Annotated in this window: 18 protein-coding genes and 2 tRNA genes; 17 read left to right on the forward strand and 3 right to left on the reverse strand. The window is 64.1% G+C overall.

The annotated features are described in order from the left end of the window. Positions 1–95 precede the first annotated feature (95 nt). Positions 96–3,014, forward strand: a complete 2,919-nt coding sequence (gene uvrA, locus SX1_RS00440) for an excinuclease ABC subunit UvrA (protein ID WP_019051475.1) — start codon at positions 96–98, stop codon at positions 3,012–3,014. Positions 3,015–3,385: 371 nt separating this feature from the next. Further along, complete coding sequence (locus SX1_RS00445) at positions 3,386–8,062, forward strand: NAD-glutamate dehydrogenase (protein ID WP_019051476.1); 4,677 nt, start codon at positions 3,386–3,388, stop codon at positions 8,060–8,062. 80 nt (positions 8,063–8,142) lie between these two features. Here the strand turns inward: SX1_RS00445 and SX1_RS00450 are convergent. Beyond that, positions 8,143–8,217 (reverse strand) — tRNA-Gln (locus SX1_RS00450). 288 nt (positions 8,218–8,505) lie between these two features. On the opposite strand from SX1_RS00450, the gene SX1_RS00455 reads away from it, so the two are divergent. From SX1_RS00455 to SX1_RS00465, 3 genes are all read left to right on the forward strand, one after another. Next, positions 8,506–9,021 carry a MarR family winged helix-turn-helix transcriptional regulator gene (locus SX1_RS00455; protein WP_174302216.1) on the forward strand — a complete coding sequence of 172 codons (516 nt, stop codon included), beginning with the start codon at positions 8,506–8,508 and terminating at the stop codon, positions 9,019–9,021. Between the two features lie 70 nt (positions 9,022–9,091). Then, a complete protein-coding gene (locus SX1_RS00460) occupies positions 9,092–9,406 on the forward strand; it encodes a hypothetical protein (RefSeq protein ID WP_019051477.1) in 315 nt (104 codons plus the stop codon). A gap of 74 nt (positions 9,407–9,480) precedes the next feature. Continuing rightward, positions 9,481–10,398 (forward strand): DMT family transporter, encoded by a 918-nt coding sequence (locus SX1_RS00465; protein ID WP_019051478.1) that lies wholly within the window; start codon positions 9,481–9,483, stop codon positions 10,396–10,398. Here the strand turns inward: SX1_RS00465 and SX1_RS00470 are convergent. Next, entirely contained in the window at positions 10,385–11,143 is a 759-nt protein-coding gene (locus tag SX1_RS00470) for an enoyl-CoA hydratase-related protein (RefSeq protein ID WP_026149375.1), read from the reverse strand. The genes SX1_RS00465 and SX1_RS00470 overlap by 14 nt on opposite strands. Positions 11,144–11,238: 95 nt before the next feature. On the opposite strand from SX1_RS00470, the gene SX1_RS00475 reads away from it, so the two are divergent. The 3 genes from SX1_RS00475 to SX1_RS00485 all read left to right on the forward strand — a co-directional run bounded on the left by SX1_RS00475 (position 11,239) and on the right by SX1_RS00485 (position 15,060). Beyond that, positions 11,239–12,225 (forward strand): bile acid:sodium symporter family protein, encoded by a 987-nt coding sequence (locus tag SX1_RS00475; RefSeq protein WP_019051480.1) that lies wholly within the window; start codon positions 11,239–11,241, stop codon positions 12,223–12,225. Positions 12,226–12,292: 67 nt separating this feature from the next. Continuing rightward, entirely contained in the window at positions 12,293–13,453 is a 1,161-nt protein-coding gene (locus tag SX1_RS00480) for an aromatic ring-hydroxylating oxygenase subunit alpha (protein WP_174302217.1), read from the forward strand. Continuing rightward, on the forward strand, positions 13,450–15,060 hold the full coding sequence (locus SX1_RS00485; RefSeq protein ID WP_026149377.1) for a phytoene desaturase family protein: 1,611 nt from the start codon (positions 13,450–13,452) through the stop codon (positions 15,058–15,060). Before SX1_RS00480 ends, SX1_RS00485 begins: the two co-directional genes overlap by 4 nt. 69 nt (positions 15,061–15,129) lie before the next feature. Here the strand turns inward: SX1_RS00485 and SX1_RS00490 are convergent, their stop codons facing one another. Then, the gene (locus SX1_RS00490; protein WP_255209677.1) at positions 15,130–15,510 is read right to left on the reverse strand and encodes a GIY-YIG nuclease family protein; all 381 of its coding nucleotides are present in this window, start codon (positions 15,508–15,510) and stop codon (positions 15,130–15,132) included. 46 nt (positions 15,511–15,556) lie between these two features. Between SX1_RS00490 and SX1_RS00495 the strand changes: the two genes are divergently transcribed. The 9 genes from SX1_RS00495 (at position 15,557) to SX1_RS00540 (ending at position 23,410) form a co-directional block, all read left to right on the forward strand. Next, positions 15,557–16,552 (forward strand): aspartate carbamoyltransferase catalytic subunit, encoded by a 996-nt coding sequence (locus SX1_RS00495; protein WP_019051484.1) that lies wholly within the window; start codon positions 15,557–15,559, stop codon positions 16,550–16,552. A 117-nt stretch (positions 16,553–16,669) separates the two neighbouring features. After that, complete coding sequence (locus tag SX1_RS00505; RefSeq protein ID WP_019051485.1) at positions 16,670–17,893, forward strand: dihydroorotase; 1,224 nt, start codon at positions 16,670–16,672, stop codon at positions 17,891–17,893. A 65-nt stretch (positions 17,894–17,958) separates the two neighbouring features. Further along, on the forward strand, positions 17,959–18,876 hold the full coding sequence (locus tag SX1_RS00510) for a YihY/virulence factor BrkB family protein (protein ID WP_017183108.1): 918 nt from the start codon (positions 17,959–17,961) through the stop codon (positions 18,874–18,876). 53 nt (positions 18,877–18,929) lie between these two features. After that, positions 18,930–19,005 (forward strand) — tRNA-Trp (locus SX1_RS00515). Between the two features lie 170 nt (positions 19,006–19,175). Further along, a complete protein-coding gene (gene secE / locus SX1_RS00520; RefSeq protein WP_017183109.1) occupies positions 19,176–19,382 on the forward strand; it encodes a preprotein translocase subunit SecE in 207 nt (68 codons plus the stop codon). Between the two features lie 39 nt (positions 19,383–19,421). Then, positions 19,422–19,958 carry a transcription termination/antitermination protein NusG gene (gene nusG, locus SX1_RS00525; protein WP_017183110.1) on the forward strand — a complete coding sequence of 179 codons (537 nt, stop codon included), beginning with the start codon at positions 19,422–19,424 and terminating at the stop codon, positions 19,956–19,958. A gap of 217 nt (positions 19,959–20,175) precedes the next feature. Then, positions 20,176–20,607, forward strand: coding sequence for a 50S ribosomal protein L11 (gene rplK / locus SX1_RS00530; RefSeq protein ID WP_017183111.1), 432 nt, complete (start codon positions 20,176–20,178; stop codon positions 20,605–20,607). 4 nt (positions 20,608–20,611) lie between these two features. Continuing rightward, entirely contained in the window at positions 20,612–21,310 is a 699-nt protein-coding gene (gene rplA, locus SX1_RS00535; RefSeq protein ID WP_017183112.1) for a 50S ribosomal protein L1, read from the forward strand. A 309-nt stretch (positions 21,311–21,619) separates the two neighbouring features. Continuing rightward, positions 21,620–23,410 carry a DEAD/DEAH box helicase gene (locus SX1_RS00540; protein WP_026002380.1) on the forward strand — a complete coding sequence of 597 codons (1,791 nt, stop codon included), beginning with the start codon at positions 21,620–21,622 and terminating at the stop codon, positions 23,408–23,410. Positions 23,411–23,663 lie beyond the last annotated feature (253 nt).

The following is a 23,663-nucleotide window of genomic DNA, read 5'->3' on the forward strand; positions in this document are numbered from 1 at the left end:
ATTTTCCCTTCTCAAATCCCTGCTCCCGTCCCATCTGTCGGGACGATCGGCAGATGGACTTGCCCGAACAGAACAAATCTGGAACAACACGCCCCATGAGTCTGACCCACATAAGTGTGCGCGGCGCGCGCGAGCATAACCTCAAGGGCGTCGATGTCGATTTGCCCCGCGATTCCCTCATCGTCATTACTGGCCTGTCGGGATCGGGCAAAAGCTCGCTCGCCTTCGACACCATCTATGCCGAAGGACAGCGGCGCTATGTGGAATCGCTTTCCGCCTATGCGCGCCAGTTTCTGGAGATGATGCAGAAGCCCGATGTGGAGCATATCGAGGGTTTGAGCCCCGCAATCAGCATCGAGCAGAAGACCACATCCAAGAATCCGCGCTCGACCGTCGCGACCGTTACCGAAATCTACGATTATATGCGCCTGTTATGGGCGCGGGTCGGCATCCCCTACAGCCCCGCCACCGGCCTGCCGATCAGCGCCCAGACCGTCAGCCAGATGGTCGATCGCGTGATGCTGCTGCCGCAGGGCACGCGCTTTTACCTCCTTGCGCCCGTCGTGCGCGGGCGGAAGGGCGAATATCGCAAGGAATTGGCCGAATGGCAGAAGGCGGGCTATACCCGCGTCCGCATCGACGGCGAGATGATGCTGATCGAGGACGCCCCCGCGCTCGACAAGAAATATAAGCATGACATCGAAGTCGTGGTCGACCGCCTGGCCGTGGAAAACGACATGGGCACCCGCCTCGCCGACAGTTTCGAGCAGGCGCTCAAACTTGCCGACGGCCTGGCCTATGTCGATCTGGCCGATGGCGTCGTGCCGGGCCGCGAGGATGAAGCCCCCGCCGCCGACAAGAAGATGAAGGGGTCCGGCATCCCCGCCAACCGCATCGTGTTCAGTGAAAAATTCGCTTGTCCCGTCAGCGGTTTCACCATCGCGGAGATCGAGCCGCGCCTCTTTTCCTTTAACGCGCCCATGGGCGCCTGTCCGGCGTGCGACGGCCTTGGCGAACGGCTGGAGTTCGACCCCGAACTGGTCGTCCCCAACGAAGCCCTGAGCCTCAAGAAGGGCGCGGTCGTCCCCTGGGCAAAATCCAACCCGCCCAGTCCCTATTATATGCAAGTGCTCGGCTCACTGGCCAAGGAATTCGGCTTCAGCCTCGACACGCCCTGGGCGGACCTGCCGGGCGAAGTGAAGCTCATCATCCTGCACGGTACCGGCGGCAAGCCGGTCACCCTGAAATTCATGGATGGCCGCAAAAGCTATGAGGTCAAGAAGGCGTTTGAAGGCGTCATCGGCAACCTCAACCGCCGGCTGTTGCAAACCGAATCCGCCTGGATGCGCGAGGAACTGAGCAAATATCAGCGCGCCCAACCCTGCGAAACCTGTCATGGCGCGCGCCTCAAACCCGAAGCGCTGGCGGTCAAGATTGCGGGCGAGGATATTTCCCTCTCCACCCGCCGATCGGTCGTGGACGCGCTCAATTTCTTCACCGCGATGCCGGACAAGCTCAACGATCAGCAGAACCAGATCGCCAAGGCCATTCTCAAGGAAATCGTCGAGCGCTTGGGCTTCCTCAACAATGTCGGTCTCGATTATCTCAATCTCGACCGCACCAGCGGCACGCTGTCCGGTGGCGAATCCCAGCGTATCCGTTTGGCGTCCCAGATCGGTAGCGGGCTGTCCGGCGTCCTTTACGTCCTCGATGAACCCTCGATCGGCCTGCACCAGCGCGACAATGACCGTCTGCTCGTGACCTTGAAGCGCCTGCGCGACCTGGGCAACAGCGTGATCGTCGTCGAGCATGACGAGGATGCGATCCGCCACGCCGACTATATCGTCGACATGGGGCCGGGCGCGGGCATCCATGGCGGGCAGATCGTGACCCAGGGCACGCTGCCCGACATCCTCGCCGCCAAAGGGTCGCTGACCGCCGATTATCTGAACGGCACCCGCCGCATCGACGTGCCCAAGAAGCGCCGCAAGGGATCGGGCAAGAAGATCACCGTCCACAATGCCCGCGCGAACAATCTGCGCGGCGTCACCGCATCGATCCCGCTTGGCACCTTCACCTGCATCACCGGCGTCTCCGGCTCCGGCAAGTCCAGCTTCACCATCGACACGCTCTACGCCGCCTCCGCCCGCGCCCTGAACGGCGCCCGCATTCTGGCCGGCGCGCATGACAAGGTGACGGGCCTGGAACATTGCGACAAGGTGATCGACATCGACCAGTCACCGATCGGCCGCACCCCCCGCTCCAACCCGGCCACCTATACCGGCGCCTTCACCAACATCCGCGACTGGTTCGCAGGCCTCCCCGAAGCCCAGGCGCGCGGCTACAAGCCCGGTCGGTTCAGCTTCAACGTCAAGGGCGGCCGCTGTGAAGCGTGCCAGGGCGACGGCGTGCTCAAGATCGAGATGCACTTCCTGCCCGACGTCTATGTGACATGCGACGTATGCCACGGCGCACGCTACAATCGCGAAACGCTGGAGGTGAAGTTCAAGGGCAAGTCGATCGCCGACGTGCTGGACATGACGGTCGAGGACGCGGTCGAATTCTTCAAGGCCGTCCCCCCTATCCGCGACAAGATGGCGATGCTCGCCGAAGTGGGCCTTGGCTATATCAAGGTCGGCCAGCAGGCCACGACCCTGTCCGGCGGCGAAGCCCAGCGGGTCAAGCTCGCCAAGGAACTTTCCCGCCGCGCCACCGGCAACACCCTCTACATTCTGGATGAACCGACCACGGGCCTGCATTTCGAGGATGTCCGCAAACTGCTCGAAGTCCTCCACGCGCTGGTCGACCAGGGCAACAGCGTCGTCGTGATCGAACATAATCTGGACGTCATCAAGACCGCCGACTGGATCATCGACATGGGACCGGAAGGCGGCGTGAAGGGTGGCGAAGTGGTCGCCGAGGGCACGCCGGAAAAGGTCGCCAAGGAACCGCGGTCATTTACGGGACATTATCTCGCACCGTTGCTGGGGTTGGAGAGTGTGGCGGCGGAGTGACAGTAATGCTGATGAACGGAGCGATCTCCAAAGCTGCATAATCTTGCCTGCATCAGCGTGGTGCAGCACGACGCACCGCCTGGCTTGGGCGGATCGCGGCAAAATGCGCCGAAAGCGCCTTGATCCCCGCTCGACATGCGGCGCGGGCTGGCCGATAGTCACGTCACGACCTGCCCCGCCGGCCTGTTTGGGGCATGTTGCGGTGCATCATATTATTTCAATGTTAAGACACTTTATTTCGCAATCAGACTTGAGCCTCCCGATGGGCGGAGGCATATAGACGCTCGAAAGCCGAGGAGACGCATGGCGGCGATCCAGTGCCTCCTCCGTTCAATTCCAAGCGGGACGAACCCGCATGAGAGGTTAGGCGAATGACGGCGCTGGCGGACGCGAACATCAAGGAAGTCGACAAGTTCATTCGGGAGGCGCTGGAGGCAGCGCTGGAGCGTGGTGCGCTGCCCGGCGAACGCGAAGGGCTGGACGAGCATGGCATTGCCGCCGCCGCCGCCTTTCTGGGCCGCACCGCCAACGGGCGCAAGCCGGGCGAAGCCGCCATCATGGTCGAAACATTGGGCGAAGGCGCCAATGGCCGCTACATGCGGATCGCGATCGTCAACGACGACATGCCGTTTCTGGTCGACAGTATCGCCAACGCGCTGGCGGCCGCCGACATCACCATCCACCGCCTGCTGCACCCCGTCCTGTCGGTAACCCGGCATGCCGATGGATCGATCGCCGCCATTCTGGACGATGACGCGCCGGGCGCGCGACGCGAATCGATGATTTACATGGAAGCGGACCGGGCAGACGCCAAGGCGCGACGGGCGCTGGAAAAGGCGATGCGCGATACGCTGGCCGACGTGCGGGCGGCGGTGGCGGACTGGGCGCCGATGCAGGCGGCGATGTCGGCGGACGCCGATGCTGTGCCGGATGAGGAAGGCGCGGCGCTGCTGCGCTGGTTCCTGGCGCGCCATTTCACCCAGACCGGGCACGAACTGTGCAACCGCGACGGCACCACCCAGTCGCAGCTCGGCATCTGCACCCTGCGCGACAAGACGCTGATCGCCCCGGCTTCGCTGGAAGCCGCCTTCGTGTGGTTCGAGGAAGGCAAGCGCACGCCGCTGATCATAAAGTCCAGCCGCCTTTCGCGCATTCATCGCCATGTGCTGCTCGACCTGATCATCATCCCCGTGCGCGAAGGGCGCGAGGTCAAGGCGCTGTCGATCCATGCGGGCATGTGGACCAGTTCGGGCCTGTCGGCGACCCCGGACAAGGTGCCTCTGCTGCGATCGACGCTGTCGAACCTGATGGACAAGTTCGGCTTCGATCCGGCGGGCCATGCGGGCAAGACGCTGGCCCACGCGCTCACCGCCCTGCCCCATGACATCACGATCGGCTTTGATCGCGAGACGCTGGAGCGGCTGGCGCTGACCTTCATGTCGCTGACGGACCGGCCGCGGCCGAAACTGGCGCTCGCGACCAGCGCTCTGGCGCGCCATCTTTATGCCTTTGTCTGGCTGCCGCGCGACGAATTGTCGACCGCACGCCGGATGGCGGTGCAGGATATGCTGGCGCAGGCGTCGAACGGGCCGGTTCTCAGCTGGTCGATCGCGCTGGAGGAAGGCGGACTGGCGCTGCTGCGCATCACGCTCGACCTGCGCGAAGGCGGCGTGGTGCCGGATGACGCGGAACTGGACCATCAACTCAAGCAGATGGTGCGCGGCTGGCTGCCCGCCGTCGAGGAAGCGCTGGCCCAGACCGAGGAGCCGGGCCGCGCCGCCGCGCTGGCGCAACGCTACGCCGGGGGTTTCCCTGCGGTCTATCGCAACGGCGCCGGGCCAGCCGAAGCGGCTATCGACATCCGCCTGATCCATGGTCTGTCCGGGGCGGACGACAAATCGATCCGCATCTATCGCAATCCTGAGGATAGCGCGGAACGGCTGCGGCTCAAACTCTACAGCCATATGACGATCGCCTTGTCCGAAGTCGTCCCGGCGTTCGAGAATTTCGGTTTTCGCGTGATCGAGGAGATGACGACGGCCATCGACGCCAATGGCCAGAAGGGTGCGCTGGGCCATGTCCAGCGTTTCGTGCTGGAACTGCCCGCTGGCGGCGATGCGCAGGGCGTGGTCGACCGCGCCGACATCGTCACCGAAGCGATCGCCCAGGTGCTGGAAGGCCGGGCGGAAAATGACCGCTTCAACGAACTGATCGTCACCGCCGGGCTGACGCCCCGATCGGTCGTGCTGTTCCGGGCACTGTTCCGCTATCTGCGCCAGACCGGCATGGCCTATGGCATGGCGACCTTTGCCGAAACGCTGCGCCGTGCGCAGGGGGTTGCGGTCAATCTGGTCGCCCTGTTCGAAGCGCTGCACGATCCCGCCGCGCGCGATGGCGCGGACGCGCGCGTGACGGAGGCGCAGGCGGCGATCGACGCCGGGCTGGAGGCCGTGACCGCGATTGACGAGGATCGGGTGCTGCGCCTGTTGCGCGCGGTCATCACCGCGACGCTGCGCACCAATTTCTTCAGCAAGGCCGCAGTCGAGGCGCTGGCGTTCAAGCTGGACAGCGCCCAGGTTCCCGGCCTGCCTGCGCCGCTGCCATGGCGCGAAATCTGGGTCTATTCCCCCAGGGTAGAGGGCATCCATCTGCGTGCCGGGCCGGTCGCGCGCGGCGGGTTGCGCTGGTCCGACCGGCGCGACGATTTCCGCACCGAGATATTGGGCCTGATGAAGGCGCAGCGGGTGAAGAACGCCGTGATCGTGCCGACCGGGGCCAAGGGCGGCTTCTATCCCAAGCAATTGCCCAATCCGCAGGCCGATCGTGATGCCTGGCTGGCCGAGGGCACGGAAAGCTACCGCATCTTCATCCGCGCGCTGCTGTCGGTCACCGACAATATCGTCAACGATCATGTAAAGCACCCCGCCCAGGTCGTCGTGCGCGACGGCGACGACCCCTATTTCGTGGTCGCCGCCGACAAGGGGACGGCGACCTTCAGCGACGTGGCCAATGCCATTGCGCTCGACCGCAAATTCTGGCTGGGCGATGCCTTTGCCAGCGGCGGGTCCAACGGTTACGACCATAAGGCGATGGGCATCACCGCGCGCGGGGCGTGGATCTCCGTCCAGCGCCACTTTGCCGAAATGGGCGTCGACGTGCAGAACGAGCCGATCAGCGTCGTGGGCTGCGGCGATATGTCGGGCGATGTGTTCGGCAACGGCATGTTGCTCAGCAAGGCGATCAAGCTGGTCGCCGCCTTCGATCATCGTCACATCTTCTTCGATCCTGCGCCCGATCCCGCCAGAAGCTGGGAGGAGCGCAACCGCATGTTCCAGCTGCCCCGCTCAAGCTGGGACGATTATGACAAGGCGCTGATCTCGAAGGGCGGCGGCGTATTTTCCCGCGCGCTCAAGAGCATAACGCTGACCCCGGAAATTCAGGCGATACTGGGCGTCACCGATGCCGAGATGGAGCCGACTGCGCTGATTTCCGCGATCCTCAAGGCCCCGGCCGACCTGCTCTGGTTCGGCGGCATCGGCACCTATGTAAAGGCAGCCGCGCAAAGCCACAGCGATGTCGGCGATCCCGCCAATGACCGGTTGCGCGTGAATGCAGAGCAACTGCGCGTCAAGGTGATTGGTGAAGGTGCCAATCTGGGCACGACGCAGGCTGGGCGCATCGCCTTTTCGCTGCATGGCGGACGGATCAACACCGATTTCATCGACAATAGCGCGGGCGTCGATTGTTCGGATAATGAGGTCAATATCAAGATCGCGCTCAACAAGGAGATGGCCGAGGGTCGCCTGCCGTTCGAGGAGCGCAATGCGCTGCTGGAAAGCATGACCGATGCCGTCGGCGCGATCGTGCTGGAGGATAATCGCCTTCAGGCTCTGGGACTGTCGATCGCCGAAAATGGCGGCGCGGCGGATCTGGCAAGCTATGTCCGCCTGATCGAGACATTCGAGGAAAGCGGGCGCCTTGACAGGCAGGTTGAAGGACTGGCCGCCAATGACCAGTTGCTGCGGCGTGGGCAGGACGGCCAGGGGCTGACCCGACCCGAACTGGCTGTGCTGCTGTCGACCGCCAAGCTGTCCTTGCAGGATGCGATCGAACAAAGCGACATCGCCAGCGACGACAGCATGACTGGCGAATTGATGGCCGCCTTCCCGCCTGCGATGCAGGAAAAGGAGGCTGATGCAATCGCCGCCCATGCGCTGCGCAGGGAAATTATCGCCACCAAGGTCGCCAATCGCATCGTGAACCGGCTGGGCCTGATCCATCCGTTCGAAATGGTGGAGGAGGAAGGCTGTTCGCTGGGCGACATGGCCAGCGCCTTCCTGATTGCCGAGCGCCTCTATGACATCGACGCGCTATGGGCGGATATTGACGCCGCCGAGATGGCGGAAAGCGCGCGCCTTGCCCTGTTCGGCGACATTGCGAGCGGGATGCGGGCGCAGATTGCCGATATCTTGCGCAGCCAACCGGCCGGAACATTGCCCAGCGCCGGACTCGCTGCCCTTAAGCAGGGAGTCGGCACATTGGCGGCGCAGGTCGACGATCTGCTGACGAGCGAAGCGCAGCGCCGCACCAATGCGGTGACGGACAGGCTGCTGGCCCTCGGCGCGCCGGAGGCTCTGGCGCGGCGTGCGGCGGGTCTGTTCAAGCTGGACGGCGCAGTCGGAATCGCGGCCCTGGCCGGAAAGATGGGCGTGGATGAAGTCGCGCTGACCCGCGCCTTCACCCATCTGGGCGAAGCGGTCGGAATCGACTGGGTCCAGTCCGCCGCCGCGCGCATGGAACCGAGCGACCCGTGGGAGCGGCTGCTGATTTCGGGCGTCGCCCGCGACATGCAGCAGGTCCGGCTCGATTTCCTGGCCCATGGCAAAGGCAAGGACATATCAGACCATGTCGAGCAATGGCTGATCCAGCGCGGCCCCCGCATCCGCCAGTTCCGCACCCTGGTGCAACGCGCCAAGGCCGCGGCGACCCCCAATGTGGCTATGCTGGCCGAGATTGCCGGTCAAGCGCGCGGACTGCTGGGCCGGTAACCAGCCCCGCTGAGGAACGAAGGAGGCGGCGGTCATCGCCGTCTCCGCTTCCCGCATGATTCGATGATGTTCAGAAAAACTGGCTGGGGCGGCAGGATTCGAACCTGCGCATGGCGGCATCAAAAGCCGCTGCCTTACCGCTTGGCGACGCCCCAGCAGGGCCGACTATCGTCGACGCGGTCAGGCATATAGCGTGTGATTGGCGAAAGGAAAGCCCGGTGAATTGATTTTGACATTTGCATCCCCCTGGCGGCTGGGATGGGCCTGCAAATGTCAAAATCGCAAAATCCACCAGGATAAAAGCGGGCTAGCGGTCCGAAAAGATTCTGACATTTGAACAGGCCTTACCCCATAAGGTAGCAAATGTCAGAATCGGACCACTAGTCATCATCCTTTTGGGACGGCAATAAGATATTTTCCTCCCGCGCTGGATCATCACAGCCATGACCGTTACCAGTTCATCGCCTTCCTCGGCCCAGATGTCGCCCGCTTCCCCGCTGTTCCTGCGCGAGGATGAGATACGGCGCGGGATCGAAATGCTCTATTTCGGCTATTCGGCGCTGACCCGGTCCATCGACGAGGGGTTGGCCGCGATCGGGCTGGGCCGGGCGCATCATCGCGCGCTCTATTTCATTTCGCGCCAGCCCGACCTGACCGTCAAAGATCTGCTGCGGCTTCTGGCCATTACCAAACAGTCACTGGGTCGGGTTCTTAACGACCTGATCGAGCGCGGCTATATCGAAACGCGGCCCGGCGCCAGCGATCGCCGCCAGAAATTGCTGCGGCTGAGCGAAGCGGGCGCAGCGCTGGAGGCGGAACTGTTCCGCGCCCTGCGCGAGAAGATGGCGGCTGCCTATGCGCAGGCGGGACAAGGATCGGTCACCGGCTTCTGGCGGGTGCTGGAAGGGCTGATCCCCGATCAGGACCGGTCGATGGTGTTCGGCCTGCGCGGAGGATAGGCCCGCCGACGCAACCTTATCGCGCCTGCTGCGCTTATCTCCTTCCATGCCATGGGGAAAAGGAGACATCATGCGCACTTCAGTTCTGGCCGCCCTCGCGGTCCTGTCTATCGCCAGCCTGTCGGCTTGCTCGGAAAAGACCCAGGATAGCGTCGAAAATGCTGGCGCTTCGATCGGCAATGACATCAGCCAGTCGGTTGATCGGGCTGGCGACAAGATCGACAATGGCCTGGATGAGGCCGGACGGACGATCGACGAGGGCACGGACAAGATCGGCGCCGCGACGAGCGATGCCGCCGCAGACGCGGAACGCAAGGCAGACGCCGCCAAGCGCGATGTTGGCGCGTCGCTGGAAGAAGCGGGCAAGGATCTGAAGAACGAATAATCCGTCCGGGTGCGCGGGCACATCCCGCGCACCCTTGGCTTGACCGCGCCCTGCGCGGTCCATAGCGGTCGGTCATGACCCATGCCGCCGTCCTAGACCATAAGCCCGTCCCAAGCCGCTGGCTGATCGGCCGCGCGGAACTGGCCCTGATCGGCATAACGATCCTGTGGGGCGGCACATTTCTGATCGTGCATGGCGCGGTAGCCAATTCTGGCCCGCTCTATTTCGTCGGGCTGCGCTTCGGTACGGCGGCCTTGCTCACCCTGCCGCTGGCGGCTCCGCTGCTGCGGGGCATGACGTTGCGCGAATTGTGGGCCGGGCTGGTGATCGGGCTGGGCATATTCGCGGGCTACACGCTCCAGACCTGGGGCCTTCAGACGATTTCGAGCAGTTCTTCGGCCTTCATCACGGCGGCCTACGTCCCGCTGGTGCCGGTGCTGCAATGGATCATTTTGCGCCGCCGCCCGCGTCTTGCCAGCTGGATCGGGGTGGTTCTGGCCTTCATCGGCCTGCTGCTCGTCGCCGCGCCGCAAGACGGGGTGAAGATGGGCAAGGGCGAGTTGATCACGCTGGTCAGCACGGTGCCGATCGCGCTGGAGATTATTTTCATCAGCCTGTTTGCAGGCAGCGTCAACATATTGCGGGTGACGGTGGTGCAGCTCGCGGTAACGTCGCTGCTGGCCTTCGCCTGCATGGTGCCCGTGGGCGAGGCAATCCCGCCCTTTTCCTGGGCGGTGGTGATCGCCGCCTGCGGCCTGGGCGCGATGACGGCGATCATCCAATTGGTCATGAACTGGGCGCAGCGCACCGTGTCGCCGACGCGGGCGACCCTGATCTATGCGGGCGAGCCGGTCTGGGCCGGGATAATCGGGCGGATCGCTGGCGACCGGCTGCCGCCCATGGCGCTGCTGGGCGGGGCGATGATCGTCGCAGCGGTGATCGTGAGCGAATTACGGCTGGGCAAGCAGGCCGACGGCCCTAGCCTCGCCTGAACACCGGCGCGCGCTTTTCGAAGAAGGCGGTGAAGGCTTCCTGTGCTTCGGGTGATGTCAGCGATTCGCGGAACAGTCGCGCCTCTTCGTCGATCCGGGCAGTGAGCATGGCGGGATCGCCCTTCATCAAGCGGCGGGTGACGGCGAGAGCCTGGGGCGGTTTCGCCATCAGTGCAGCGGCCTTGGCGCGGGCATGGTCGAGCAGTTGGTCGGCCGGAACGATGGCGGTGACGAGCCCTGCGCGATCGGCCCCTTCCGCATCCATGGGTTCGCCCAGCATCAGCATCGCTGCGGCCTTCGCATGACCCATCAACGCTGGCGCGAGCAGGCTGGACCCGGCTTCCGGCACGATCCCCAGATTGACGAACGGCATGACGAAGCGCGCATCGGGCGCGGCGTAGATCAGGTCGCAATGGAACAACATGGTCGTGCCGACGCCAACGGCCAGCCCCTGCACCGCCGCGACCAGCGGTTTGTCGAACGCGGCGATCGCGCGGATGAAAGCGAAGGCGGCAGCGCCCCCTTCCGGCCCGGCCAGAAAATCCTTCAGATCATTGCCCGCGCAAAAGGCGTCGCCACGCCCCGCGAACAGCACGGCGCCAATGTCCGCACGGGCAGACGCATCGGCGAGCGCGGCGGTCATGGCGCGATACATGGCGGCGGTCAGCGCATTTTTCTTGTCGGGTCGGTCGATGTGGATTTCCAGCACGCCAGCCTGCTCGATCACCGCAATATGTTCGCTCATCATCCGCTCCTTGCCTGCTTGTGCGAATCTGTTGGCTCAATGAAGAGGCGGCGTCTATCCCCGATTTTGCGCCCTTCCCTGCCCAAGGCTGACCCATGACCCGCCTTCGTGAACTGATCGATCCATTCCTCTTGCTGCTGCTGGGCACGGTTGCGCTAGCGTCATTGCTGCCCGCGCGTGGTGACGGGGCACGGATCGCGGATGCCGTGGCGGATGCGGGCATCGTCCTGCTGTTTTTTCTGCATGGCGCAAAATTGTCGCGCGCCGCAATCTGGGACGGGGCCAAGGCCTGGCGGCTGCATCTGGCGGTACTGGCGACGACTTTCGCCGTCTTTCCGCTGCTGGGGCTGGCAAGCCAGCAGATCGGCGCGGTGCCAGACGGGATGCGGGCCGGGCTGCTGTTCCTGACGCTGCTGCCATCGACTGTGCAATCGTCCATCGCCTTTACCGCTATCGCGCGGGGGAATGTCGCCGCTGCGGTCGTCAGCGCCTCCTTCTCCAATCTGCTGGGCATTGTCCTGACGCCTTTGCTGGTCGCGCTGCTGATGCAGAGGACGGGCAGCGGCAGTCTGATCTCGCTGGCCTCGGTCGAGGGGATCGTGCTGCAATTGCTGCTCCCCTTCCTGATCGGGCATCTGGCGCGGCCCTGGATTGGCGGGTTCGTGGCGCGGCACAAGGCGATGATCGGACGGGTCGATCGCGGATCGATATTGCTGGTGGTCTATGCCGCCTTCAGCGCGGCAGTGGTTGAGGGGCTGTGGCAGACGGTGTCTGCGGGGGAAATGGCGCTGCTGGCGGGTCTTTGCGTTGCCCTGCTGGCGGTGGTCCTGTGCTTCACCTGGGGGCTGGGGCGGATGATGGGCCTGGCGCGGGCGGAGCGGATCGTGCTGGTCTTTTGCGGGTCGAAGAAAAGCCTGGCAACCGGGGTACCGATGGCCGGATTGCTGTTCCCGGCGAGTAGCGTCGGCGCGATCCTGCTGCCGGTGATGCTGTTCCACCAGATCCAGTTGATGGCCTGCGCCGTGCTGGCGCGGCGTTATGGCGCGCAGGTCGACAAAGCCGACACTGAGCTGGACATATAGCTGGCATGAACGCGGGTTATATTATACGTTTGTAAAATTGATCGGCAGCGTCGGGGGATGCGCGGAAATGGTGGAGCAGGCAGGAAGCGGGGCAGACCCGGATGCGGGCTGGAGCCTGCCGGCCTGGACCTATAGCGACCCGGAATTTTTCGCCGCCGAAGTCGAGCGCATCTTTCGCCCCGCTTGGCAGATCGTCTGCCACATCAGCGACATAGCCCAGCCGGGCGATTTCCAGACGCTCGACTATATCGGTGAAAGCGTCATCGTCATCCGGGGCGAGGATGGCGCGGTGCGCGCCTTTACCAATGTCTGCCGCCATCGCGGCGCGCGGATCGTCGACGGGGTGTCGGGCTGCGCCAGAAAGCTGGTTTGCCCCTATCATGGCTGGACCTATGAGAGTGACGGACGGCTGACCGGCGTGCCGATGAAGGCGGGCTATGCCATGGACCTGGCCGACCATGGCCTGACGCCCGTGCAGGTCGAGGATTTTCACGGATTTCTCTTCGTCCGCCTGACCGATGATGGTGGCCCTTCGGTCGCGCAGATGATGGCCCCCTATGTCGAGGAAATCGCGCCCTATCGCTTTGCCGACCTGCGCGCGCTGGGGCGGGTGACGTTGCGGCCACGCAGCGTGAACTGGAAGAACATCGGCGACAATTATTCCGACGGGCTGCACATCAACGTCGCGCATCCGGGCCTTAAACGGCTGATGGGCGACGGCTATGGCGTGGAGGCCAGCGCCCATGTCGACAAGATGTGGGGGCCGATCGTCGATCGGCCATCGGCCAACTGGTCGGAGCGCGCCTATCAGCACTTCCTGCCCGCCGTGCCGCACCTGTCGCCGGAGCGGCAGCGGCTATGGACCTATTTCAAGCTGTGGCCCAATTTCGCGTTCGACATCTATCCCGATCAGGTCGATTTCATGGCCTGGCTGCCCGTGTCGCCGACGCAGACGCTGATCCGCGAGATCAGCTATGCGGTGCCGGATGACCGTAGGGAGATGAAGGCGGCGCGCTATCTCAACTGGCGGATCAACCGGCAGGTCAATGCAGAGGATACGGCGCTGGTCGCGCGGGTGCAGGCGGGCATGGCGTCGCACAGTTTCACCGTCGGGCCGCTGCATCATGATGAAGTGGCGCTGCGCCATTTTTGCGGGCGGATACGGGCGATTATTCCACAGGCGCGGCAGCACCGCGCACCCGCGGCGGGATGGAGCGCGAACGCATGACCAAAAGCTACGACGCCGTCATCATCGGCGGGGGGCATAACGGGCTGGTGTGCGCCTTCTATCTGGCGCGGGCTGGCTATAAGGTGCGTATTCTGGAGCGCCGCGACGTCGTTGGCGGTGCCGCGGTGACGGAGGAATTTCACCCCGGTTTCCGCAACTCGACCGCCAGCTACACGGTCAGCCTGCTCAATCCCAAGGTCATTGCCGATATGAAGCTGGCCGATCACGGCTATCGCGTCATCGAACGGCCCATCAGCAATTTCCTGCCCCAGCCCGATGGCGGCTATCTGAAACTGGGCGGCGGGCTGGAACGGACGCAGGCGGAATTCGCCCGGTTCAGCACGAAGGACGCCGCCGCCCTGCCCGCTTATTATGATGCGCTGGAGGTGGTGGCCGACATATTGCGCGACCTGGTGCTGAAGAGTCCGCCCAATGTCGGCGACGGCCTGTCGATGATCATCGACGCGCTGAAACAGGGGCGACGCATTGCGGGACTGACCATCGAACAGCAGCGCGATACGCTCGACCTGTTCACCAAATCGGCGCGCAGCTTCCTGGACGGCTGGTTCGAGAGTGACGCGGTGAAGGCTGCGTTCGGGTTCGATGCCGTGGTAGGCAATTATGCGTCGCCCGACACGCCAGGCAGTGCCTATGTGCTGCTGCACCATGTCTTTGGCGAGGTGAACGGAAAGAAGGGCGCCTGGGGCCACAGCGTCGGCGGCATGGGGATGATCACCCAGATCATGGCACGGGTCGTGACCGCCATGGGGGTGGAGATCAGCCTGGAAGCGCCGGTCGGGCGCGTGCTGGTGGACGGCGCGCGGGCCGTGGGCGTGCGGCTGGAGAGCGGCGAAGAGGTGATGGGCAAGGCAGTGATCGCCAATGTCGGGCCGAAACTTCTGTATGAACGGATGATGGCTCCGGCCGATCTGCCCGCCGATTTCGCCAGGCGGATCAAGGCGTTCAAGGCCGGTTCCGGCACGTTCCGCATGAATGTGGCGCTGAGCGCCCTGCCCGATTTCACCTGCCTGCCCGGCGTGGGGGAGCATCATCAGTCGGGCATTATCTTGGCGCCGACGCTGGATTATATGGATCGGGCGTTCATGGACGCCAAGCGCGATGGCTGGTCGAAAGCGCCGATCGTCGAAATGCTGATCCCGTCCACCATCGACCCCTCTCTGGCGCCTGAAGGATGCCATGTCGCCAGCCTCTTCTGCCAGCAATTCGCGCCTGAACTGCCGGATGGCCGTAGCTGGGACGATGAGCGGGAGGCGGCGGCGGACTGCATCATCGCCACGGTGGAGGCCGCCGCGCCCGGCTTTGCGCAAAGCGTGATCGCGCGGCAAATCCACTCGCCGCTGGACCTGGAGCGCAAATTCGGGCTGGTCGGCGGCGACATCATGCACGGCCATCTGTCGCTGGACCAGATGTGGGCCGCGCGCCCGGTGCTGGGCCATGGCTCCTATCGCGGGCCGGTGAAGGGCCTGTATATGTGCGGCGCGGGGACGCATCCCGGCGGCGGCGTGACCGGCGCACCGGGGCATAACGCCGCGCGGGAGGTGTTGCGGGACGGGGCGCTGCTGGGGCGGCTTCGGGGCCGAGGGTGACTCCGATCCCAAGGAAAGAACAAGGCTTCGACAAGCTCAGCCCGAACGGTTGAGATATTCTATCCCCGTTCACCCTGAGCCTGTCGAAGGGGCGTCCTTTCTGCTTCGTGCCAACACGCTGATCTCGTCCCAATCGCCCCGGATCAACGCCATTTTCTTGGCCCTGCTCCAGCCTTTCAAACGACGCTCCATTTCCAGCGCCTCAATGCGCTGGGTGAAACATTCGCACCAGACCAGTTTTACCGGCAGCCTGTCACTGGTGAAACCGGCGATACTCCCCTGCTCATGCTGAGCGATACGCTGTTCCAGATTGTCGGTATGACCAACATAGAAAGCGCCGCCTGCGCAATGCAGCATATAGGTCCAGAATGGCATCGGGACAGAACAACAGAAGAGCGGGCCTTCGACAAGCTCAGCCCGAACGGATGTCGGGTTTGCGTTCAACTTCATCACCGCTCCCTTGCCCTCTCTCCTCCCCTCGCCTAAAGCGCATCCCATGCCCGAAACGACCGCCGCGCCCGCTTCGTCCGACCTGACCGGTCGGGCGCTGTTTCCGCACAGGCATTTGCTGTCCATTGCGGACCTGATGCCCTGGGAAATCCGTTTTTTACTGGACGAGGCGGAGCATTGGGCGCGGGCGAACCGCAGCGGCGCGCGCAAGCATGATGACCGGCTGGCCGGGATGACGCAGATCAACGCCTTTTTCGAGAATAGCACGCGGACATTGCTGTCGTTCGAGATTGCGGGCAAGCGGCTGGGCGCCGACGTGGTCAATATGCATGCGGGCCAGTCGAGCGTGAAGAAGGGCGAGACGCTGATCGACACGGCGATGACATTGAACGCCATGGCCGCCGATGTCATCGTGATCCGCCATGCCAGTTCCGGCGCAGTCGCGCTGATCGCGGACAAGGTGGACTGCCCGGTGCTGAACGCGGGCGATGGCTGGCACCAGCATCCCACGCAAGCGCTGCTGGACGCGCTGACCATCCGGCGGCGCAAGGGCGGTTTCGAAGGGCTGGTCGTCGCGATCTGCGGCGATGTGTTGCACAGCCGGGTCGCGCGCTCCAACATGCTGTGCCTTGCCGCTCTGGGCGCGCAGGTCCGGGCGGTCGCGCCCCCCACGCTGATGCCACCGGAAGTGGAGATGCTGGGCGCGACGCCCTTCACCAACATGGCGCAGGGGCTGGACGGTGCGGACGTGGTGATGATGCTGCGGCTTCAGAATGAGCGGATGGACGGGGCGTTCATTCCGTCGGCGCGCGAATATCACATGCTCTACGGCCTGACGCCTGAGCGGCTGGCGCTGGCCAAGCCCGACGCGCTGGTGATGCATCCCGGCCCGATGAACCGGGGCGTGGAGATTGCCAGCGTGGTGGCGGATCATCCCACGCGCTCCGCGATCACCGAACAGGTGGAAATGGGCGTGGCGATCCGCATGGCGTGCCTGGACGTACTGACGCGCGGCGCGCGGGGTGTGGAGGGATGGGCGTGATGAATTCCACAACCTCCGTTCGGGCTGAGCCTGTCGAAGCCCTGACCTTTTCCTTGACGCAAAAGAAAGAACGGCCCTTCGACAGGCTCAGGGCGAACGGTTTAGGGGTGTTTCTCGGTGACTAAACTCGCCATCATCAACGGTCGCCTGGCCGATCCTGCGGGGGATGCGCTGCTCTCCGGCTCCATCCTGATCGAAGGCGATCGGATCGTCGCAGCCGGGGACATCGCCGTGCCTGCGGACGCGGAGCGGATCGATGCGCAGGGGCAGGTTGTCGCGCCGGGCCTTGTCGACCTGGGCGTCTTTGCGACGGACAAGCCCGCCTTTCATTTTGGCGGGATCACGCGCGCGGCGCTGATGCCCGACCAGTCGTCGCTGCTGGACGATGCGGCGCTGATCCGGCAGGCGACGCGGGCGGGGAAGCCCGATTTCTGGGTCCACCCGATCGCGGCGGCGACGCGCGGCCTCAAGGGAACGGAACTGGCCGAGATTGGCATGATGCAGGCGGCCGGCGCGAAGGCGGTCGGCACCGGGCGGCAGTGGATCGCGGATTCGGGCGTGATGCTGCGGGTATTATCCTATGCGGCCGGGCTGGGGCAGACGGTGATCGCCCATGCCGAGGATGGCGGGCTGGCGGGCAAGGCGGTGGCGACGAGCGGTGAGACGGCGACGCGGCTGGGCCTGCCGCACGCGCCCGCCTGCGCCGAAGCCATGGCGATCGCGCGGGACATCATGCTGGCGCGGCAGGCGGGCGCGGCGATCCATTTCCGGCTGGTGACGACCAGGGCTGGCTTCGACCTCATTCGCGCGGCCAAGGCGGAAGGGCTGCGGGTCAGTTGCGGCATCAGTCCTGCCTATCTGTTCCTGGCCGACAATGCGGTGACCGATTTCCGCACCTTCGCCCGCCTGTCGCCCCCGCTCCGGTCGGAGGATGATCGCAAGGCGAGCATCGCGGCGGTCGCGGACGGCACGGTGGACGTCATCACGTCCAGCCATGATCCGCGCGGGGCGGAGGACAAGCGCCTGCCCTTCGCCGACGCCTCGCCCGGCATGGCGGGGGCGGAGACGCTGCTGGCGCTCTCGCTCAATCTGGTGCGGGATGGGCATGTGTCGCTCAACCGGCTGATGACACTGCTGAGCGCCAATCCGGCCAGGATTTTGGGCGTCAATGCGGGCAGCTTTGCAAGCGGCAGCGCGGCGGACCTGATCTTTGTCGACCCCGACGCGCCGTGGATCGTCGACAGCGGAAAAATGGCGGCGGCGGCAGGCAACACACCGTTCGACCGGGTGCCGGTGCAGGGCCGCGCCCGGCGGATCATGAAGGGCGGCGTGTTTTTGTAACCCCTGCGGGCGGGAACCGCCCTCCCCCTTCATGCGCTTGCCTGGTGTAGCAACAGGGGAAACCGATGAAGCAGCCAGTCGCGCAGCAGGTGCATGTCGATGCGCCGTGGAAAATTCCGCCGCGGGCCTGGTGGGAGATTTTGAAGCGGGTTTATGGCGCGCTGTCGGCCAACCATGTCGGTTTGCTTGCAGCAGGCGTCGCTTATTATGCGTTCCTATCGATTGCGCCGATGATGGCGGCCGTCGTGCTGACCTATGGCCTGTTTGGCGATCCGGCGATGGTCGGACGGCATATGCAGGCGATCATCGCGGTCGTGCCGGCCGATGCCGCCAAGCTGATCAACGACCAGTTGCTGGGCGTCGTCAGCACCGCCAAACCGGCGATCGGCTTTGGCCTGGCCGCCGCGCTCGGCATTGCGATCTATGGCGCGACGCGCGCGGCATCGGCCATCATGGAGGCGCTGAACATCGTCTATGGGCAGAAGGAAGGGCGCGGCATCATCGCGTTCACCCGCGTGTCGATGGGCATTACCTGTTCCGCCGTGCTGGTGATGGTGGCGGGCGTTTTTACCGCCACGGTCATCGGCCTGCTGCAAAAGCTGCTGGTCAACTGGGGACCGGGCGTACTGTTCGCGATCAAGGCCGTGACATGGATTTGCGCCGGCCTGTTCGCCAGCCTGATATTCGGACTGATCTACCGTTTCGGGCCGCACCGGCGGCAGGCGCAGTGGCAATGGCTGACGGTCGGGTCGGTCACAGCCACCCTGTTCTGGCTGGTGGTCACGCTGGGCGTGTCCTTCTATGTCGCGACATTTGGCAATTATAACGAGACATACGGGTCGCTGGGCGCGGTCGTCGTGCTGCAATTATGGCTTTTCGTGTCGGCCTATGTCGTGCTGCTGGGCGCGCAGATCAATGCGGAGGCAGAGCGGCAGACCAGTGCCGAAACGAGCATCGCGGACCGCCAGGAAAAAGCTGCATAATCGCGCTTGCCCTGCCCGTCATGCCACGCTAAAGCGCCCTCCTTCGCCGGCACAGGAGTGTAGCTCAGTTGGTAGAGCGTCGGTCTCCAAAACCGAATGCCGGGGGTTCGAGTCCCTCCACTCCTGCCAGGCGTTCCAGCAGCATCCTTGTCTTGCATGAGGTTTGCCGCTAGACGCGCCGTCGAAATTGTGTCGCGAAGCTATGCGGCCGCATCCCCCGGACGCCGATATGGGCGGGATCGGGAGGGCGGACTATTGCTTCGCGTTTTGGTGTTTGTGCGAAGGGTTTGAGGCAGGCGATGGCGAAGGTTTCCCCCGGCGAATTCGTCAATCAGGTGCGGACCGAAGCGTCGAAGATCGTGTGGCCCACGGGTCGCGAAACGATCATGACCGGCGTGATGGTCGTCATCATGACGACGATGCTGGGCCTGTTCTTCTTTGGCATCGACACTTTTTTCGGCGCGATCGTCCAGTGGCTGCTGAGCCTCGCGGCGGGTCGGGCCTGAGCATGACCGCCTTGGTTTTTGGGAGTTTGAAACGGTAACATGGCGCGCTGGTACATCATCCACGCCTATTCGGGCTTCGAGAACAAGGTCAAGGAATCGATCCTGTCCGAAGCCGAGCGCATGGGCCTTTCCCAGCTGGTCGAACAGGTCGAAGTGCCTGTTGAAACCGTGACCGAAGTGAAGCGCGGCAAGAAGGTGCAGGTCGAGCGCAAGTTCATGCCTGGCTATGTTCTGGCCAAGCTGGCGATGAACGACGACATCTATCACCTGATCAAGAACACGCCCAAGGTGACAGGCTTCCTGGGTTCGATGGGCAAGCCGCAGCCGATCAGCGAATCGGAAGCCGCACGCTATTTCGGCGCCCGCAAGGAAGCCGAGGCCGCGCCCAAGCACAAGGTCAGCGTCGATTACGAAATCGGCGATGCGGTCAAGGTGCTGGACGGTCCCTTCGCGAGCTTCAACGGCACGGTCGAGGAACTGGATTTCGAAAAGAACCGGGTCAAGGTGTCGGTGTCGATCTTTGGTCGCGCCACGCCTGTGGAACTGGATTTCGAGCAGGTAGAGCTTTCCAAATAAGGAAAGCTCGTGTCCCGGCGAAGGCCGGGATCCAGGGCGTCTGGGCGTGACGTCGCATGATTTCGCCCTGGGTGCCGGATCAAGTCCGGCATGACGGGGCAAACAGAATTTCCGGGCGACCGGGAATAAGCGCGGGAGGAGGCTTCGCCTTCGTTAGTACCGCTAAACTTGAACCGGGCGTGGCTTTCGGGTCCGCCCAGCAACAGAGTGAGTCATAATGGCCAAGAAAATTACGGGCTATATCAAGCTCCAGGTGCCCGCTGGAGACGCCAAGCCTGCACCGCCGATCGGCCCGGCCCTGGGTCAGCGCGGCGTGAACATCATGGAATTCTGCAAGGCGTTCAACGCGCAGACGGCCAATGTCGACAAGGGCACGCCCCTGCCGACGATCATCACCGTCTATGCCGACCGCAGCTTCACCTTCACCACGAAGCAGCCGCCTGCGACCTTCCTGATCAAGAAGGCGATCAACCTGAAGTCGGGTTCCAAGGAACCGGGCAAGGTCGTCGCTGGCAAGATCACCCGCGCCCAGCTCGCCGAAATCGCCCAGGCCAAGATGGTTGACCTGAACGCGAACGACATCGACGCAGCAACGAAGATTATCGAAGGCTCCGCGCGCGCGATGGGCCTCGACGTGGTGGAGGGCTAAGACCATGGCAAAGCAGACCAAGAAGGCGAAGGCTCTCGCCGCCGCGATCGACAAGAACAAGCTGCACGGCGTTGACGAAGCGCTGGGCCTGATCAAGACCCACGCGACCGCCAAGTTCGACGAAAGCGTCGAAATCGCGATCAATCTGGGCGTCGATCCCCGTCATGCCGACCAGATGGTCCGTGGCGTCGTCACCCTGCCCGCCGGCACCGGCAAGGACGTTCGCGTCGCCGTGTTCGCCCGTAACGACAAGGCTCAGCAGGCGCTCGACGCCGGTGCCGACATCGTGGGTGCAGAAGACCTGCTGGAATCGATCCAGGCCGGCAACATCGACTTCCAGCGCGTCATCGCGACGCCGGACATGATGGGCCTGGTCGGTCGCCTGGGTAAGGTTCTCGGCCCCAAGGGCCTGATGCCGAACCCCAAGCTGGGCACCGTGACCCCGAACGTCGCCGAAGCCGTGAAGGCCGCCAAGGGTGGTCAGATCGAATTCCGCGTCGAAAAGGCCGGTATCATCCATGCGGGCCTGGGCAAGTCGAGCTTCACCGCCGAAGACCTGCGCAAGAATTTCGACGCGTTCGTCGATGCGATCGTCAAGGCTAAGCCGACCGGTTCGAAGGGCAAATATGTGCGCAAGATCGCCCTGTCCTCCTCGATGGGTCCGGGCGTGAAGGTCGATGTGGCGGAAGTCGCCGCAGTCTGATTTTTGCGTTATAGACAATCAGGCAAGCCTCCTTCCTCGCGAAATGGGGAAGGAGGCTTTCCTGTTTTGGGGAACGGCGAACAGGTCGTTCCCCTCGACCGTTCGGGCTGAGCCTGTCGAAGCCTCGTCCTTCTGATCAAGAAGTGCGGCCCTTCGACTGGCTCAGGGCGAACGGAGGTTGGTTTCCAACCTGGAACCGAAGCGTGCGACCTTGCGCTTCGGGCGTCCGATTGAACGGGCGGAAGGAACAGGTCTTTTGGTATCCGTCGGTATATGGCGGGTCGCTATTATCCGATGGAATACAACAATATGGCATTTGAAACTCTCCCCCCCATCCTGGCGCAGGCGCTCACGACCAAGGGGTATGAAAACCTGACCGAAGTGCAGGCGTCGGTCATCGAACCCGAAGCGATTGGCCGCGACATGATCGTGTCGGCCAAGACCGGGTCGGGCAAGACCGTCGCCTTTGGCCTGGCCATGGCGGGTGAATTGCTGAACGAGGAAGGCCGCCTTCCCCCGCCCGCCTGGCCGCTGGCGCTGGTCATCGCGCCGACGCGCGAACTGGCATTGCAGGTCAGCCGCGAACTGGAATGGCTCTACGCCGGAGCGCGGGCGCGCATCGCCACCTGCGTTGGCGGCATGGACGCCGCTCGCGAGCGCAAGGCGCTGGCGCAGGGCGCGCATATCGTCGTCGGCACGCCGGGCCGCCTGCGCGACCATCTGGAACGCGGCGCGCTCGACCTGTCGGCGCTGAAAACCGCCGTGCTGGACGAGGCCGACGAAATGCTCGACATGGGCTTTCGCGAAGATCTGGAAGGGATTCTCGACGCCACCCCTGATGGCCGTCGTACCCTGCTATTCTCGGCGACCATGCCAAAGCCGATCGTGGCGCTGGCCCGCCGTTATCAGAAGGATGCGTTCCAGATCCAGTCCGCCGGCAATGATCGCGGCCATGGCGACATCAGCTATCAGGCGATGACCGTCGCGCCAGCCGACATTGAAAATGCCGTGGTCAACCTGCTGCGCTTCCATGAGGCGGAGACGGCGATCCTGTTCTGCGCCACGCGCGACAATGTCCGCCATCTCCACGCCAGCCTGACCGAGCGTGGCTTTGCCGCCGTCGCGCTGTCGGGCGAACATAGCCAGAATGAGCGCAACCATGCACTGCAAGCGCTGCGCGACAAGCGGGCGCGCGTGTGCGTGGCGACCGACGTGGCCGCGCGCGGCATCGACCTGCCCACGCTGACGCTGGTGGTGCATGTCGAAATCCCGCGTGACGTCGAAACCATGCAGCATCGCTCCGGTCGTACCGGCCGCGCGGGCAAGAAGGGCACCGCCGTCCTGATCGTCCCCTATCCGCGCCGCCGCCGGGTGGAAGGGATGCTGAAAGGCGCGAAAATCCCCGTCGAATGGACGTCCGCCCCCACCAAGGAAGCGATCGCCGCGCAGGATGCCGAACGGCTGCGCGCGCGCCTGCTGGAGCCGATGGAACTGGAAGAGTCCGACTGGGCGCTGGGCGGCGAACTGCTGGAAGCCAAGAGTGCCAAGGAAATCGCGGCCATGCTGGTGCGGTCCGCCCGCGCCGCCCTGCCTGCGCCCGAAGAGTTGCTGGACGGCAGCGAAGCGCCCGCCCGCCGCGACGGGCCACGTCCCGGTTTTGAGGATACGCAGTGGTTTCGCATCAATATCGGTCGCCGCCAGAATGCCGATCCGCGCTGGATCCTGCCGCTGATCTGCCGTCGCGGCCATGTGTCGCGCGGTGACATCGGCGCAATCCGCATCACCACCAACGACACGATGTTCGAAATTCCCAAGGCGATCGCGTCCAAATTCCTGGCCGCCGTTCGCCGCACCGGCGAAGCGGGTGACGAGGGCGCGGACGTGCTGTTCGATCCGGTCGATGGTGCGCCGCGCGAGGAAGCGCGCGAAAAGCGCAAGCAGTTGCGCCCTGCCAATGGCGACCGGCCCAACCGCAGCGGTCCGCCCCGCGGCGGTCCCGGCAATTTTTCGCGTGGCGGCGCAGCGCCGCATAGCCCACGCCCGTTCAAGGGCGCTGGCGCGGGCGGCCCGCGCAAGGGTCCGCCGCGCAGCCGGGGGTAAGTTGCAAGATACTTACACATCCGTTCGTGCTGAGTAGAGACTGAGCTTGTCGAAGTTGAACAGGTCGGATCGTCCCCCGGACGATCCTGAACCATCCGGGGGATGGTTCACCTGTTCAAGTATCGAAGCATCGTGCGCATACGCATCCTTCGATACGCCATTTCGACTTCGCTCAATGGCTACTCAGGACGAACGGTGTTGATGTAAACCAGCACCCTTTAGAACAGCTAGGAGCAAAAGGGGCCGTCGGTCA

It is taken from the genome of Sphingobium xenophagum NBRC 107872 (assembly GCF_000367345.1).
GTDB classification, from domain to species: Bacteria; Pseudomonadota; Alphaproteobacteria; order Sphingomonadales; family Sphingomonadaceae; genus Sphingobium; species Sphingobium xenophagum.

Coding starts and splice junctions, on each gene's coding strand:
- uvrA (WP_019051475.1), top strand. CDS start 96: ATGAGTCTGACCCACATAAGTGTGCGCGGCGCGCGCGAGCATAACCTC.
- SX1_RS00445 (WP_019051476.1), top strand. CDS start 3,386: ATGACGGCGCTGGCGGACGCGAACATCAAGGAAGTCGACAAGTTCATT.
- SX1_RS00455 (WP_174302216.1), top strand. CDS start 8,506: ATGACCGTTACCAGTTCATCGCCTTCCTCGGCCCAGATGTCGCCCGCT.
- SX1_RS00460 (WP_019051477.1), top strand. CDS start 9,092: ATGCGCACTTCAGTTCTGGCCGCCCTCGCGGTCCTGTCTATCGCCAGC.
- SX1_RS00465 (WP_019051478.1), top strand. CDS start 9,481: ATGACCCATGCCGCCGTCCTAGACCATAAGCCCGTCCCAAGCCGCTGG.
- SX1_RS00470 (WP_026149375.1), bottom strand. CDS start 11,143: ATGAGCGAACATATTGCGGTGATCGAGCAGGCTGGCGTGCTGGAAATC.
- SX1_RS00475 (WP_019051480.1), top strand. CDS start 11,239: ATGACCCGCCTTCGTGAACTGATCGATCCATTCCTCTTGCTGCTGCTG.
- SX1_RS00480 (WP_174302217.1), top strand. CDS start 12,293: ATGGTGGAGCAGGCAGGAAGCGGGGCAGACCCGGATGCGGGCTGGAGC.
- SX1_RS00485 (WP_026149377.1), top strand. CDS start 13,450: ATGACCAAAAGCTACGACGCCGTCATCATCGGCGGGGGGCATAACGGG.
- SX1_RS00490 (WP_255209677.1), bottom strand. CDS start 15,510: ATGAAGTTGAACGCAAACCCGACATCCGTTCGGGCTGAGCTTGTCGAA.
- SX1_RS00495 (WP_019051484.1), top strand. CDS start 15,557: ATGCCCGAAACGACCGCCGCGCCCGCTTCGTCCGACCTGACCGGTCGG.
- SX1_RS00510 (WP_017183108.1), top strand. CDS start 17,959: ATGAAGCAGCCAGTCGCGCAGCAGGTGCATGTCGATGCGCCGTGGAAA.
- secE (WP_017183109.1), top strand. CDS start 19,176: ATGGCGAAGGTTTCCCCCGGCGAATTCGTCAATCAGGTGCGGACCGAA.
- nusG (WP_017183110.1), top strand. CDS start 19,422: ATGGCGCGCTGGTACATCATCCACGCCTATTCGGGCTTCGAGAACAAG.
- rplK (WP_017183111.1), top strand. CDS start 20,176: ATGGCCAAGAAAATTACGGGCTATATCAAGCTCCAGGTGCCCGCTGGA.
- rplA (WP_017183112.1), top strand. CDS start 20,612: ATGGCAAAGCAGACCAAGAAGGCGAAGGCTCTCGCCGCCGCGATCGAC.
- SX1_RS00540 (WP_026002380.1), top strand. CDS start 21,620: ATGGCATTTGAAACTCTCCCCCCCATCCTGGCGCAGGCGCTCACGACC.